The organism is Paraburkholderia sp. IMGN_8, assembly GCF_038050405.1.
Taxonomy (GTDB): Bacteria; Pseudomonadota; Gammaproteobacteria; order Burkholderiales; family Burkholderiaceae; genus Paraburkholderia.
In genome coordinates, this window is record NZ_CP150901.1 from 882,925 (window position 1) to 897,396 (window position 14,472).

The 14,472-nt window shown below is 59.5% G+C and carries 12 protein-coding genes and 2 pseudogenes; all 14 read left to right on the forward strand.

The annotated features are described in order from the left end of the window. Positions 1 to 10 precede the first annotated feature (10 nt). The 14 genes and pseudogenes from otnK (at position 11) to WN982_RS25375 (ending at position 14,450) form a co-directional block, all read left to right on the forward strand. Positions 11 to 1,309, forward strand: a complete 1,299-nt coding sequence (otnK, locus tag WN982_RS25310) for a 3-oxo-tetronate kinase (protein WP_341319418.1) — start codon at positions 11 to 13, stop codon at positions 1,307 to 1,309. Continuing rightward, positions 1,306 to 1,968 (forward strand): aldolase, encoded by a 663-nt coding sequence (locus WN982_RS25315; protein WP_341318380.1) that lies wholly within the window; start codon positions 1,306 to 1,308, stop codon positions 1,966 to 1,968. The genes otnK and WN982_RS25315 overlap by 4 nt, the downstream gene beginning before the upstream one ends. Positions 1,969 to 2,066: 98 nt before the next feature. After that, positions 2,067 to 2,382 (forward strand): annotated as a pseudogene (locus WN982_RS25320) (hydroxypyruvate isomerase); the annotation flags it as partial. A 218-nt stretch (positions 2,383 to 2,600) separates the two neighbouring features. Next, a complete protein-coding gene (locus tag WN982_RS25325; protein WP_341318381.1) occupies positions 2,601 to 3,374 on the forward strand; it encodes a TIM barrel protein in 774 nt (257 codons plus the stop codon). Between the two features lie 88 nt (positions 3,375 to 3,462). Continuing rightward, positions 3,463 to 3,594, forward strand: a pseudogene (locus tag WN982_RS25330) (IS6 family transposase); the annotation flags it as partial. Positions 3,595 to 4,634: 1,040 nt separating this feature from the next. Further along, positions 4,635 to 4,886, forward strand: a complete 252-nt coding sequence (locus WN982_RS25335; RefSeq protein ID WP_341318382.1) for a hypothetical protein — start codon at positions 4,635 to 4,637, stop codon at positions 4,884 to 4,886. Positions 4,887 to 5,067: 181 nt separating this feature from the next. Then, positions 5,068 to 5,844 (forward strand): citryl-CoA lyase, encoded by a 777-nt coding sequence (locus WN982_RS25340; protein WP_341318383.1) that lies wholly within the window; start codon positions 5,068 to 5,070, stop codon positions 5,842 to 5,844. An 85-nt stretch (positions 5,845 to 5,929) separates the two neighbouring features. Beyond that, entirely contained in the window at positions 5,930 to 7,063 is a 1,134-nt protein-coding gene (locus WN982_RS25345; RefSeq protein ID WP_341319419.1) for a CoA transferase, read from the forward strand. Between the two features lie 79 nt (positions 7,064 to 7,142). Then, on the forward strand, positions 7,143 to 8,489 hold the full coding sequence (locus tag WN982_RS25350; RefSeq protein WP_341318384.1) for an MFS transporter: 1,347 nt from the start codon (positions 7,143 to 7,145) through the stop codon (positions 8,487 to 8,489). Between the two features lie 123 nt (positions 8,490 to 8,612). Next, positions 8,613 to 9,701, forward strand: a complete 1,089-nt coding sequence (locus WN982_RS25355; protein ID WP_341318385.1) for a porin — start codon at positions 8,613 to 8,615, stop codon at positions 9,699 to 9,701. A 138-nt stretch (positions 9,702 to 9,839) separates the two neighbouring features. After that, entirely contained in the window at positions 9,840 to 10,613 is a 774-nt protein-coding gene (locus WN982_RS25360) for an IclR family transcriptional regulator C-terminal domain-containing protein (protein WP_341318386.1), read from the forward strand. A 203-nt stretch (positions 10,614 to 10,816) separates the two neighbouring features. Then, a complete protein-coding gene (gene leuD / locus WN982_RS25365; RefSeq protein WP_341319420.1) occupies positions 10,817 to 11,464 on the forward strand; it encodes a 3-isopropylmalate dehydratase small subunit in 648 nt (215 codons plus the stop codon). A gap of 365 nt (positions 11,465 to 11,829) precedes the next feature. Further along, positions 11,830 to 12,465, forward strand: a complete 636-nt coding sequence (locus tag WN982_RS25370) for a hypothetical protein (RefSeq protein WP_341318387.1) — start codon at positions 11,830 to 11,832, stop codon at positions 12,463 to 12,465. Continuing rightward, a complete protein-coding gene (locus tag WN982_RS25375; protein ID WP_341318388.1) occupies positions 12,462 to 14,450 on the forward strand; it encodes an integrase in 1,989 nt (662 codons plus the stop codon). The genes WN982_RS25370 and WN982_RS25375 overlap by 4 nt, the downstream gene beginning before the upstream one ends. Positions 14,451 to 14,472: the final 22 nt, after the last annotated feature.

The window sequence follows — 14,472 nt, forward strand, 5'->3', positions numbered from 1 at the left end:
GAATGCCAAGATGACTTCGCCCTCAGTCCTGCTGGGTTGCATTGCCGATGATTTTACGGGTGCGACCGATCTCGCCAACATGCTGGTGCGCGGTGGAATGCGCACTGTTCAGACCATCGGCGTGCCTGACGCGCCATTAGACGCGGCGGCGCAAGCAGTTGTCGTTGCGTTGAAATCGCGCACCGCCCCGCGCGCGCAGGCGATCGCCGAGTCGCTTGCGGCAATTGAGTGGCTGAAGACGCTTGGCTGCAGGCAGTTTTATTTCAAGTATTGCTCGACGTTCGACTCAACTGATGATGGCAACATTGGGCCGGTCGCGGACGCATTGATGCAGGCGCTGGGCACGGATTTCGCAATCGCTTGCCCCGCTTTCCCTGAAAACGGACGAACGGTATATCGAGGCCATCTCTTCGTCGGCGACGTCTTGCTGAACGAGTCAGGCATGCAAAATCATCCGCTCACACCGATGACCGATTCCAATCTCGTCCGCGGGCTGCAGCGTCAGACAGAATCGAAAGTTGGGCTGCTGCGTTATGACGCCGTTCAGCGAGGTGCAGAAGCGGTTGCGGTGGCACGAACGTCATTGCGCGGGGAGGGCGTTGGTCTTGCCATTGCGGACGCGATTTCGGACGAGGATTTGTACACGCTTGGTGCTGCGTGCGCGAATGACCTTCTTTTGACGGGTGGATCAGGTCTCGCGCTTGGCTTGCCGGGTAACTTCGCCCGGGCGGGCCTGCTGCCGCACGCGAAAGACACTGCAGAACTGCCGGTGATTGACGGTTTTTCCGCAGTATTAGCCGGAAGCTGCTCGCGTGCGACGCAGGCACAGGTTGAGCACTGGCAAGGCGCTGGTCGACCGGCGTTCAGGATTGCTCCGCTCTCACTCGCAGCAGGCGAGGCTGTTGCCGAGCAGGCGATCGCATTTGCGAAGCAGCACATCGCCATGGAGCCGCTCCTCATTTATGCGACCAGCACCCCGGAAGAGGTCAAAGCTGTCCAGAAGAAGCTCGGCACTGAGGCGTCCGGTCAACTTGTTGAACAGGCGCTCGCGAGCATTGCACAAAGGCTGCACGACCTTGGCGTGCGGCGCTTCGTTGTAGCTGGCGGGGAGACGTCTGGGGCGGTCGTCAATGCACTCGGAGTCAAGGCGCTTCGGATTGGCGCGCAAATTGATCCGGGGGTGCCATGTACCGTGACAGTTGGCGGCACTCCGCTTGCTCTCGCGCTGAAATCCGGCAACTTCGGTACAGTTGATTTCTTCAGCAAGGCGTTGGCCATGTTTGACAAACCCGCGGACTTAGCCCAATGATCTCAACAGTAACATCGGCGGCAGCGGCTGAGAGCAAGGCTCGCGAGGAAATCGCGCGAATTGGTGCAGACCTGCATCAGCGTCGGTACACGGTTGGCTCGGCCGGAAATATCAGCGCCCGGCTGAATGACGGCTGGCTTATTACGCCCACGGATGCATGCATGGGACACCTTGATCCCGCGGCGATCGCCAAGGTCGACCGCGAAGGACAATGGGTCAGCGGCGACAAGCCGTCCAAGACGCTCGCACTACACCGTAATGTCTATGACTGTAATCCCGAGATGCACGGTGTGGTGCACACGCACTCGACCCATCTTGTCGCGTTGACGCTCGCCGGTGTTTGGCAGGCGGACGACGTTCTCCCGCCGATTACGCCGTACTACGTAATGAAGGTGGGACACATTCCGCTGATTCCGTATTGCCGTCCTGGCGACCCGATGGTCGCTGCACGCGTGCGTGAACTCGGTAATGACGTGCGTGGCGTATTGCTTGAGCGGCTCGGTCCCGTCGTATGGGGAGCGAGTGTGTCGCAGGCGGCGTGGGCACTGGAAGAGCTCGAGGAAACTGCCCGTCTTTGGCTGATGACAGAGCCGCGTCCGGTCGCGCTAACCGAACCGCAGATTGATGACTTGCGTACGACTTTCGGCGCGCGCTGGTAACACCGAAGCGTCGCAGAAAAGTATGCACAGCTGTTTGAAACAGGGCTGTCGGCCCGTCTGTGCGCATATACCATGCATCTATTGACACGAATACGACCATGCCACGTTTTGCCGCTAACCTGACTCATGACGTACCGGGAACATGAGTTCCTTGACCGTTTCGGCTGCCGCAGCAGCGGGCGACTTTAAGGACGTCGAGTATCTGTTCCCGTATGACCATTTGGTAGGTGAACTCGCCGCGCGGCGGAAACAGCATGGCCTTGAACAGGTGCTCTTCAACGTACCGCCTGGCGATTGGGCCAGGGCGAGCGCGGGATAGCCTCTTTGCCCGGTCGGGAGGATGAGTTCCGACGCGGCTTCGAGACCGCTCTGCGCTACGCAGACGCGCTTGATAACCGGAAAATCCACGTGATGCTTAACCCGGAACGCGACTCCGTCGTCGCCATGTACACAATGCGCTCGGATGCGAAATTTCGAGAGGTACGCGATGATTCGTATCAGCCGTTTAAGCAGCGGTGAGTTTAGTCATAGCATTTGAGTTGCAAACTAACTTGCGAGGTGTGAGACACCTCACAAATGACCTGATAGCCAGCGAGATCAAAATGTCAAGATTTTCTGCAAACATATCGACTATGTTCCAGGATCTGCCGATCCTAGACCGGATTGAGGCCGCTGCGAAGGCCGGTTTCCAGGCAGTTGAGCTGTGGTTTCCGTATGAGATAGATGCTGCTGAATTCAAGCGGAGCCTTGATCAGCATAACGTTGTATGCGTAAGCATTAATTCCCCTGCTGGCAATCCTGCAAACGGCGACTGGGGCCTTGCTGTGGAGCCGCTGCGTCGCGCTGAGTTCGAGCAAAGCGTTCAGCAGGCAATGGCTTATGCGAAGGCCATCGACTGCCCTAAGGTGCACGTGATGTCTGGAATCGTTCCTGAAGGGCATTCCCGCATTGAGGCGTGGGACACGTACAGGCAGAACATCGCTGTGGCGTGTCAGATTGCGCGGGACTATGGACGTGTAGTGCTGGTTGAGCCGCTGAACAGTGTTGACCGTCCGGCATATCTGCTCCACAGACAACGGCAAGCGATCGAACTCATCAAGTCACTGAACGAACCCGACAATCTGGCCATCATGGTGGACATTTACCATGTCCAGCGCGAACAGGGGAATATCGTTGAATGTCTCCTCGAGACACTTCCGTACGCGGGACATATCCAGATTGCGGACGTTCCCGGCCGCCATGAGCCTGGAACTGGCGAGATCAACTTTCCTTTTGTTTTCCGGGAGTTGCAGCGCGCCGGATACGATGGTTGGATTGGTTGCGAATACTTCCCGGCCAAAACCACGTTGGATGGTTTGGGCTGGATCGAGCCTATATCTCGTCTTCAGCTATCGATGTCGAGTTGACGGGTTAAGCATTGCGCTTGCGGTGATGACGTCGATGAAGTGGATATGGCTCTGTCACGTTGGCGAGGTGGTCGCGTAAGATTGCGCGATGAAGAAAACAAGATCGCTTTATCACGGTCATCGCTTTCCCGCCGCAGTCTTCAGCTGCGCCGTGCGCTGGTATTTCAGGTTCCAGCTCAGCCTTCGTGACATCGAAGAGTTACTGTTCGAGCGCGGTGTGATTCAACTGGTTGCGGGTTTCGATCAAAATCATGGTGGCGCTTCTTACGGATTACGAAGGATGCGCAGAATGGAGTGCTGGAAAGCGTGCGATGCGCAGGCATGTTCTGTTATGCGAAGTTGTATCGATGACGCGGACGAGCGACATCGCGGCGCGCGGCGCCGGTGATGAAGAACAGGTCCCGGGCGGGTGATCAGCTACGGCAGTAGTGATTGGGTAGCCCCACTGCCTTCCGGCAGCGGGGCTCCCGAAGAACTGTACGTGCAAGTTTCCCTGCATACAGCTCGAGCACAGCATTAAGCGCCGTACTGACGCCGGTCTTGCCATTACAGAGCAAGCCCTTCGCAAACGTCACATCGTTAATTCACCTCATTGCTGAGGCGAAGGGCGCTGAACCGTAGTCGGACCGGTCACTCACAAGCAGCCCTTCGTTGAATCTCAAATGCAGGCCTGCGACAACTGCACCACGCGGAAGTCTGCACCTTTTCAGGTCGGGGCAAATCTCGAACCCCTATATGACCAATTACAGGTCATCGTTCGCTTTCTCCGCGTTCTCATACCTGCTCCCCCGAAACAGCTTCCCTTGCGGGTTACCTGCCTTGTTTCGATGCATTGAAACCTCAGGCGGAGAATCAGGCTTGCCACGTTCCCAATCCTGCCGACACAACCACGTTTGGTTGTGCCTGTCCGGTTAGCGTCTGTCTCTCCCCCGGTAGCGCTGACGACGACGGGCTCCCACTACGGAAAGGAGCCGCCCGCTACGTACCATTTTGGTTAGAGCCACCAGCAGCTCGGGCTCTTCGATCATTACGAGGGTTACACGACAATTCACTTACGTTACGCATACGGAACTTGCCTAGCCCCTACACCGCACGGCTGCTGGCAGTGTCGGTTCTTGCCTGTCGCCAGGCAGACCGTCTACTGAAGGGTTCATTGTCCCCGGAGCTTTGAACCCGACCGTTACCAGTCGCGCACGTCCGGCTAGGCAACTGCTGGTCGTACATCGACCGGACCGTAGCCCATTCCCGTCTCCACCCGGTATGGATCAGTTCGTCGCTCTCGTAATTTCAGCAAGTGCTGCCAAGGCTCGCTCGAAAGTCATTGTGACCGGAGCCGATAGCAGATCGACGTCATGGATTGCCAGCGGCAAGCGGGGCAGGCTGGACCTTCAGCCGATCGGCCTGCCACTTGTGGCCTTGTCGCGTCAGTTTGGAGAGAGAGGCGCCGGCTGGCTATTGGACTGGCAAATTCTCAACGACGTCCCTCCTGATCTCGGCGCCACGGTGAACTAGAAGAGCACTTACCTTGCACGTCAGAAAAATGCGCTAGGCGAAAATATATTCGCTAGGGGAAACTACCTATTGGTACACGGGCAGGCCCATCTGTAAAGTTTCGTCTAGCGCATTAATATGCGTTGGCCGAAATTTCAGTTTTACCTAACCACCACCATCCATTGCATCTTCAAAGGTCGCCATGCAAATCGGGAAACCCAGCCAGCTGCGCACGTCGATTTCGACGGCGACGCCTGACAGCATCACCGTCCGCAACCGGGATCTCTGCAGGGAGTTAATCGGACAGGTGAACCTGACCGAATTCTTTTGCCTGCTCCTGACGGGCCATCCGCCCACGGAAGTCCAGCGTCTGTTCCTCGACGCGTCCCTCGTGGCGATCGCGGAACACGGGCTGGTGCCGTCGATACAAGCCGCCCGCATGACGTTCGCGGCAGCGCCGGAAGCCTTGCAGGGCGCAGTGGCGGCGGGCCTCCTGGGATGTGGGTCCGTCGTCCTCGGCAGTTCCGAAGAGGCAGGCAGGCTCTTCGCCGGCCTGCTGGCGAAAACGCCGGAGGAGGGAACGCTCGAACAGGTGGTCGAGCGCGAAGTCTCCGCGCTACGAGTGCGGCGCGCGCCGCTGCCCGGCTTCGGGCATCCGTTGCACCAGCAGGAAGATCCGCGTGCCACGCGCCTGCTAGCCTTGGCGGACGAGCACGGCACCGCGGGAACGAACGTACGGGTGCTGCGCGCCATTGCCGCCGTGGTGCCAAAAATCTACGGCCGTGCGTTGCCGGTCAACGTATCCGGCGCGATTCCCGCCGTCCTGCTGGATGTGGGTTTTCCTCTCAAGGCGTTGAAGGGGGTGCCGCTCGTGGCGAGGAGCGTGAGCCTCGTCGCCCACCTGCTGGAGGAGAGCGTGGAGCCGATCGGTTTCGCGTTGGCCCATGCCGGCGAAAGCGCGATCGAGTATGTCGGGTGAACAGGCGTTGTATGCGACTCATCCTCCCGGCCGACAGGCACTCCCGGAACACAACGCGGCGCTTGCCGCACATGGAGTAATCGAAGTGATCAAGGTATTGCAGAACATACGCGTCATCGAACAGGGAACGTTCATTACCGGACCGGCCACGGGGATGCTGCTTGGCGACCTCGGTGCAGACGTCATCAAGGTGGAGCAGCCCGGCACCGGCGATCCTTTCAGGGCCTTTCGCGGCGGCCTGTACAGCCCGCACTTCCAGACTTACAACCGCAACAAGCGCAGCATCACGCTCAACACGAAAGACGCCGGCGACCTCGCCGCTTTCGACGAGCTCATCCGCACGGCAGACGTGTATATCCAGAACTTTCGCCCAGGCGCGGCGGCGCGTCTCAACGTCGACGAAGCGCGTCTTCGTGCGATCAATCCCCGCCTGATTTACTGCTCGATCAGCGGCTTTGGTCAGTCGGGACCGTCCGTGGGGCGCCCGGCATACGATACCGTCGCGCAGGCCGCGAGCGGATTCCTCGGTCTGCTGATCAATCCGGAGAATCCGCGCGTGGTCGGACCGGCGATCGCCGATTCGATCACGGGCTTCTACGCCGCCTATGGCATTCTTGGGGCACTGCAGGAGCGCGCGCGTACCGGTACGGGGTTGAGCGTGGAAGTGTCGATGCTCGAGGCCATGACGCACTTCAACATGGACGCGTTCACTCACTACTATTCGGCCAGCGAGGTCATGGGACCCTACAGCCGGCCGATGGTCTCGCAGTCCTATGTGATGAAATGCCGGGACGGCAAGTGGCTCGCGCTGCATATGTCGTCCCCGGAGAAATTCTGGCAGGGACTCGCTGCGGTGATCGGCAGACCCGGCTTGCTCGAGGATCCGCGCTTTTCGACCCGCGAGGGCCGTATCGACAACCAGGATGCCATGATCGAGGTCCTCGCCGGGGTCTTCGTCGAGCGCGATCGCGACGAGTGGTGCGGCCTGCTGCTTGCGCAGGATGTGCCGCATGCGCCGATGTACGACGCCAGCGAAGCGCTGGAAGACCCGCAGGCGAAGCACCTGGAACTGCTGGTGTCCGCGCGCCACGCTACGATGGGCGAATACAAGACCGTGCGCAGCCCGGTGAGCTACAACGGCGAGCGCTCGCTCGCAATCGTCCCGCCGCCGGTGCTCGGCGAACACAACGAAGAAATCCTCGGGCCTCTGCGCACGTGAGACATCCCCGCGCGCGCCGCGGATGGGGCGGGATCGAGTGACCCAGCGGCGCGGCACGGACAACAATCAGGAAACTGTCATGGCGTTGAGTGTGGAAAAAGCAGGCATTGACGAACTTTCGCAGGACCTCGAGAAAACAACTTACGGCAAGGTGTTCTGGCGCTGCGTGCCGCTGTTCTTTCTTTGCTACATGGTGTCGTACCTTGACCGCGTCAACATCGGCTTCGCGAAGCTGCAGATGCTAGGCGACCTGCAGCTCAGCGACAACGTCTACGCGCTGGGGGCGAGCATGCTGTTCTGGGGCTATGTCCTGTTCGAGATGCCAAGCAACATCGTCTTGCATAAGGTGGGGGCGCGCCGCTGGATTGCCCGCATCATGGTGACGTGGGGCCTCGTCTCGATCTTGCTGATGTATATCGGGCCGCTGGGGCGGTTCTTCCATACCGGCTCGGCGACCATGTTCTACATGCTGCGCTTCCTGTTGGGTGTCTGTGAAGCGGGCTTCTTTCCCGGCGTCGTTCTATATCTGAATAGCTGGTTCCCGTCGCACAAGCAAAACCGCGTAATGGCCGGCTTCATGGTGGCGCTGCCGCTGAGCTTGTGCATCGGCGGCCCGGTTTCGGGCTGGGTGCTGCAGAACATGCACAACACGCTCGGCTATCACGGCTGGCAGTGGATGCTGATCGTGGAAGGCTTGCCCGCCATCATTCTCGGCGTGCTGGTCTTGCTGACGCTGACGGAAACCATCGACGACGCGCATTGGCTTACATCCGAGGAAAAGTCGCTTTTGAAGCGCAACCTTTCCACGGAGAACGTGACGAAGACCCATGACTTTCGCGCCGCATTGAAAAGCCGGGGCGTGTGGATCCTGTGCGGCATTCTGCTCACCATGAACACCGGTTTCTATGGCCTGTCGTTCTGGCTGCCGTCCATTATCAGCGCCGCGGGGCTCAAGGATGCCTTTCATATCGGCTTGCTCGCGGCCGTGCCGTATGTCGCCGCCAGCATCCTGATGGTCGCGAATGCGATGCATTCGAACCGCACGGGAGAACGGCGCCTGCATGCCGCCATCCCCGCATTGCTGGCCGGTATCGCTTTGCTTCTCAGCGCGACGTTCACGCACCAACTGTCGGTGTCGATCCTGCTCATTTCGATCGCCGCGTCCGGGATCATAGTGATCATGCCGATCTTCTGGACCTTCGCCGGCCGCCTGCTGTCGGGCGCTGCCGCGGCTGCGGGACTCGCGATGATCAACTCCATCGGCAGCTTGTCCGGCATCACCGGCGCGATGATCACCAACATGGCGAAGAACGTGACCGGCGACGTCAACAGCGGTACCTACGTGCTGGGAGGATGCCTGCTGGCGTGCTGCTGCCTGATTCTTTCGATTCCACCCGCAATGGTTTCTACCACGCGACCGGATTGAGCGAGGTTCCCGGCACCCCGCTGGGGACCGCGAAAGGGAACCGGAAACCATCGTCAGTTATTTAGTAATCCTTTCAATAGACCATATTTTTCCTTTAAAAGAAGAAGTTCCATGAGACAGGTAATGAAGAGTGCCATCAAGGCGGCGTTGCTGTCGTCGACTACCCTCGCATGTTCGCTGTATGGCATGGGGACCGCATATGCGCAAAGCAACGTGACGCTGTATGGATTGATCGACGAAAGCCTCAACTACGTCAGCAACGAAGGCGGTCATAGCGCCGTCATGCAGACGTCCGGCAACGTACAGGGCAGTCGCTGGGGCATCAAGGGCACGGAAGACCTGGGTGGAGGCTACCAGGCCATCTTCACGTTGGAAAACGGCTTCGCGCTGAACACCGGGGCGCTCGGCCAAGGCGGCCTCGAGTTCGGACGCCAGGCCTTCGTCGGACTCGCGACCCCCGCTGGCACGATCACATTGGGACGGCAATACGACTTCCTGCTCTATCTGTACTCGATGACCAACCTGTACGGCGCCGGTACGTACGGTTTCCATCTGGGAGACTACGACCGCCTCGGCGGAGAACGACTCAACAACGTCATTGCCTACCAAAGCACCACGTTCTACGGATTGAAGGTCGGCGTGCTGTATGCGCCGGGCGGCCAGCCGGGTCATCTGGCGGCCGGCAGCGCGCAGAGTTACGGCATCTCGTACAGCCGCGGCAACCTGAATCTCGCCGCCGCGTACACCAGCGTGAACAATACGACCATCACCCCGGCCACGACGATCGGCGTACCCGACCTGTTCGGCACGCCGCAAAGCGGGACGATTGTCCTCGACCGGATTTCGACCGTCGCGGCGGGAGGCAGCTATCGGTTCGGGCCCGCGCTGCTGCATGGCGTGTATTCGCTCACCGACATGAAGAGCGGCAGTTCGACCGCCGTGCTGAGTACGTGGGAGGGCGGTATAACCTATTGGCTGACGCCCGCGGTATCGGTGCTGGGCGGCTACGCGTACTCGAAGCTGAATGAAGCCCGCTGGGGTCAGTACATGCTCTCGGCCAACTATTTCCTCTCGAAGCAAACTGACCTCTATGCCTTGCTCAACTACGAGCATGTGCATGGCGACAACGTCAGAGCCACGCTGTTCACGGCAACGCCTTCGAACGGTGGCAACCAGACCATCGTCAGCCTAGGCATCCGGCATCGCTTCTGACGCATCGCTGCCAGGGTTTTCTTGCGAAATGTTTTTCGTCCTGCGAAAATCAGTATAGTTAGCCCTGTTGATGACCGTCTACCTTCTTTCATGACCCAAACGCCTTCTGACCGCATTGATGAGACTCACCGGGACTTCGTGGCCGCGCTTGCGCGCGGCCTCTCGGTGATCCAGGCCTTTAGCGAAAATCAGCCGGAAATGACGTTGAGCGAGGTCGCACAGGCTGCGCAAATGAACGTTGCCACGGCCCGGCGTGCGCTGCTCACTCTGCACTCGCTGGGCTACGTCGGTATGCAGGGCAAGCGTTTCCTGTTGCTGCCAAAAGTGTTGTCGCTCGGGGTGGCATATCTGCGCTCGATGAATTTTAAGGACCTTGTCAATCCCTACCTGCAGGAAGTCGCGGACGAATATCGTGATTCCGTGTCCTTTGCGATCCTCGATGGCGACGACGTCGTCTATCTCGCCCATGTACCCAGCAAGCGCAGCATCACGCGACGGGCGTCCGTGGGATATCGGCTGCCCGCCTTCTGCACGTCGCTCGGGAGGATCTTGCTGGCGAACCAGCCACTCGACGAACAACAGGGCCTGCTGAGCCGCGCCCCATTTCCGCAATACACGCCGAAGACCCTGGTCGAGCGTGACGACCTCGCCCGGGAATTCGCGAAGGCGCTGACCGACGGCTTCGCCACCCAGCAGGACGAGATCGAAATGGGCGTGGTGTCGATCGCGGTGCCGGTCTGCGATCCGCACGGCCAGGTGATCGCGGCGATCAACTGCTCGTCCGAGACGGACCGCACGACGACGGATGATCTGATCGCCACGCGTCTGCCCATGTTGCGGGAAGCGCGGGCGCACATCGAATGGGCGATCCGCCGGGCGCCCGCGCTGGTGCATTCGATCCGCTCGTCCTAGCGCACGGCCCGAACCTGTCGACAAACGGTGCCTACCCTATGCGGGAGCTTTTTCACGCAAACTCGCGTGCTAAGTTTGCTAACAGCCTTGAGCGTTTGCCGACGTCGCGCCCCGTGCACCAGCGAGGCCCGCGAAAAAGATTGGCAGTAAGTCTGATGATAGAACGGTTGGAAATCGAAGCGTCTCGGCCAGAACGTGAGAATATGGAAGAATTCATTGTACATACGGGCCTGGTGGCTCCTCTCGACCGCGAGAACGTGGACACGGACGCGATCATTCCGAAGCAGTTCATGAAATCCATTAGGCGATCTGGCTTCGGTCCGCACGCTTTCGACCCGTGGCGTTATCTCGACCATGGTGAGCCGGGGATGGACAATTCAACGCGTCCATTGAATCGCGAATTCATCCTAAACCAGCCGCGTTATCAGGGAGCGTCAATCCTGTTGACGCGGCGCAACTTCGGTTGCGGAAGCTCCCGTGAGCACGCGCCGTGGGCGTTACAAGAATTCGGATTCCGTGCATTGGTCGGGCCGAGCTTCGCAGAAATCTTCTACAACAACTGCTTTAAAAACGGCTTATTGCCGATCGTACTGCCAGAGGTACAGATAGCGCGCCTGTTCGAACACACGCACTCAATCAGCGGGTTTCAGCTGACTATCAATCTGGAACAGCAGACCTTACGAACGTCCAACGAAGAGGAGTATCCGTTCGAAGTCGAAGCCTTCAGGAAATATTGCCTACTCAACGGCTACGACGACATCGCGCTAACTTTGCGTCATGCCAATCTGATCCGAAGCTATGAGAACAAACGGCTCGAGAGCCAAGCATGGCTCGCCAAATTTCTGACCTAGCATCCTAGTGCTAGACCCACGATAGGCGATGTGACGATAGATATCCCGTTTTAAGCGTGTCGGAGAGTCCTGCATAGTCATGACTCGATGTCGCGACCTCGTGAGCAAAGAGGCGGCATTGGCCGTTCGATAGAAAGAGGAACATGGAAAGGGGGGTGAGCTATTCCGCCGAAATGCGTCAGACATCGTAGATCGACGGAAAGTTGTCAACTCGCGATGCCCGCTGCATCGGGGCGTGCGCCACGGAGTTGACGATCTTACTTACGTAAGCAGCGAAGCAAAGTCGTCACTTCGCGTCAGTCCGCATTAAATTTGTCACTTCGCGTTCGTTCTACACCATGAATTCCGCTCGCAAGGTGGCTCTCATGGTCGATCTCCCGCGTTGCTTCGATCCGATCCAGCTGTCGCGTCCCCGTGGCGCGCACCGGTACGATGCTTTCAGTCCCAAGCTCAATCGGCGCCTGACGTTCTACGGGCGTAGCGCGTTTGAGGCATGGCTCATGATCGAATCGGATCCCGGCGTGCGAACCTTCTGCGAACGGCCTGGCGTCATGACGGTCGATGGGCACCGCTGCATCGTGGACTTCTGGTTAAGTTTCGTTGACCACGAAGGCTTGGTTCTACTATCCGACCGAACACCAGCAACTGACCGCCTGCAGAATTATCCTGACTTCGACTCCGACTCCTTCATCGTGCGGCACATCGGTGTGGCTGAACGGGCAGCCGCGCGCGTCTGGATCGGCAACTGGCAGCGCATGCTGCCCGTACTTGTCTCCGCGCGTGGCCTGGTAACGCCTTCATTGCTTAACGCGATCGAACGGTTTGTCGCGACACCTCAGCCGCTGCTCTCCGTCGAGCGCGAGTTCTCTACGGGCGACCCTGTACTCGTGCGAGCGGCCGCTTTCGAACTACTGCATCTCGGGCGCGTTCAGGCGATTGAGTTGCATACGGAAAGCCTGTCGTTGCTGACGCGCTTTGCCACGGCTCAGGCCGCATCATGAGCCGCCGCAAACCTGAATTCCAGACGCTGGATCTTGCCGCGTGGCCAGCACTCGCGTGGACCGACCTTGATGCCGCTCAGCGCGGGCGCGTCCAGAAGCATATCGACGCGATCGAGCGGTACGTTCACGGTGAGTCTGTCCAGAGTATCGAGACTATGACGGGTGTCAATCGCCGGCAACTTTATCGGCTCCTCGACAGAGCGCTTGCGTTGCACCCCGATGGGCGCATCTATGGTTTTCGTGCACTTATTGCCCACGCACGTGTGACAGAATATACGCGGGTGCGGCCCATGACCTTGCGCGGCGAGCGAGGCGGTGCTGCCGGTGCGCTTTCGCTGCTGTTTGAGCGCTATCCCCAGCTCGCCGCGTGGCTAATCCTGCAGATTAGACAGCGCCGCGTCAAACTGAATCAGGTGCCGTCCGACGACGGTCTCCGTATCCGCGTGCGTGGTTTGCAGGCGCTACATGACAGATTCCTGCAGGAGTGTCGGCAACTAGGCTTGACGGTCGCCGACTATCCTTTCAACACAGCGAACCGCGCGGTCCGTTCGCTGTCATCTCGCGTAAAGGCGGAACTTTTGCGCGGCTTCGGCACGGCAGCAGGCGCTGCCGGCGCCTCGCACCTTAAAGGGCTGCCGCGTACCGACGCGGCGACCACGCCAGCAGCTACGCGGCCTTACCAGGTTGTCGAGTTCGATGGCCACCGGCTGGACATCCGGCTCAAGGTCGTCGTTCGCGATCCGCTCGGCTTCGAGCACGAATTCGAAGTCGAGCGCGTGTGGCTACTTGTAATAATCGACGTTTGCACGCGGGTAGTGCTCGGCTATCGCCTTGTGCTGGCCCGAGAATATAGCCGTTACGATGTGATCAAGACCATCGAGAACGCGCTCGAACCCCGTCCGAGGCGCACCTTCACAATACCCGGCCTTGTCTGCGCCCCGCAGGATGGCTTCGCTTCACAGCGCCTGCCGGAGCTTGCCTACGTAAGCTGGGAGTGGATCAGGCTCGACAATGCGAAGGCGAACCTGGCAACTGAAACGCTGGCTGCCCTCTGCGAGTTTGTCGGCTGCGCCGTCAGCGCAGGACCGAAACACAGTCCCGACGAGCGCCCCTACATTGAGCGTTTCTTCGGCACAATCGCCAGTAAGCTGTCCTCGCGCTTGCCCGGTTACACCGGCTCGCATCCGCGCGATTTACGCCGGGCGCTTGCCGATCCAAAAGGTAATCTCCGTCTGTACGTGTCGCTCGACGAACTCGATGAGCTGATCGAGTATGCGGTTGGAAATTACCACGGCACCCCGCACGGTGGGTTGAACGGCGTCACGCCCCTCGAGGCGATGGAGTTTTTCGTTCGTAGCAGAGGGCAACTGCTAGCCTGGTTGCCCGAGGTGCGCCGACGCACGCTGTGCCTGATGCAATCCGCTCGACGCTGTCGCGTGCGCGGCTATCTTGCGCTGGGCGTGCGTCCTCACATCAACCTGTTTGGTGTGCGCTACACGAATGCGGTGCTCGCCTGCAGCGCACAACTGATTGGCCAATTATTGCGCATCTACATGAACGCCGACGATCTGCGCTGTGTACGCGCCTTCCTTGCCGACGGCACTGAACTTGGGGTGCTCGGGGCCCAAGGTGCCTGGCGTGTGATGCCGCATAACCTGACCTTGCGCAGGGAAATCATGAGGGCGAGGGACAGCAAGCGCGCCCGGAATACCGCTGGCGGAAACCCAATCGAAGCATATGTGCACACCAAAGTCGCCGCTGCGAAAACATCCCACAGGGCTGCCTCCGATCTCGCCCAGGCGTTGCGTCTTCTCGGCAGCGCCCCTACGGCCAAAACACCGACAGGTCCGTCGAGGCCTGAGTCGACCGGTCCTGCAGTGTCAGCAGCAAAGGAAACGACAACGGATCAAATGGTTGCCGATACCGCTCGCGCCCAGCCAGTTCGTCCGCGGAAGCTTGGTATCGGAACGGGGCAAGTTTTCTGAACGGGCCGTATGCACAGGAGGC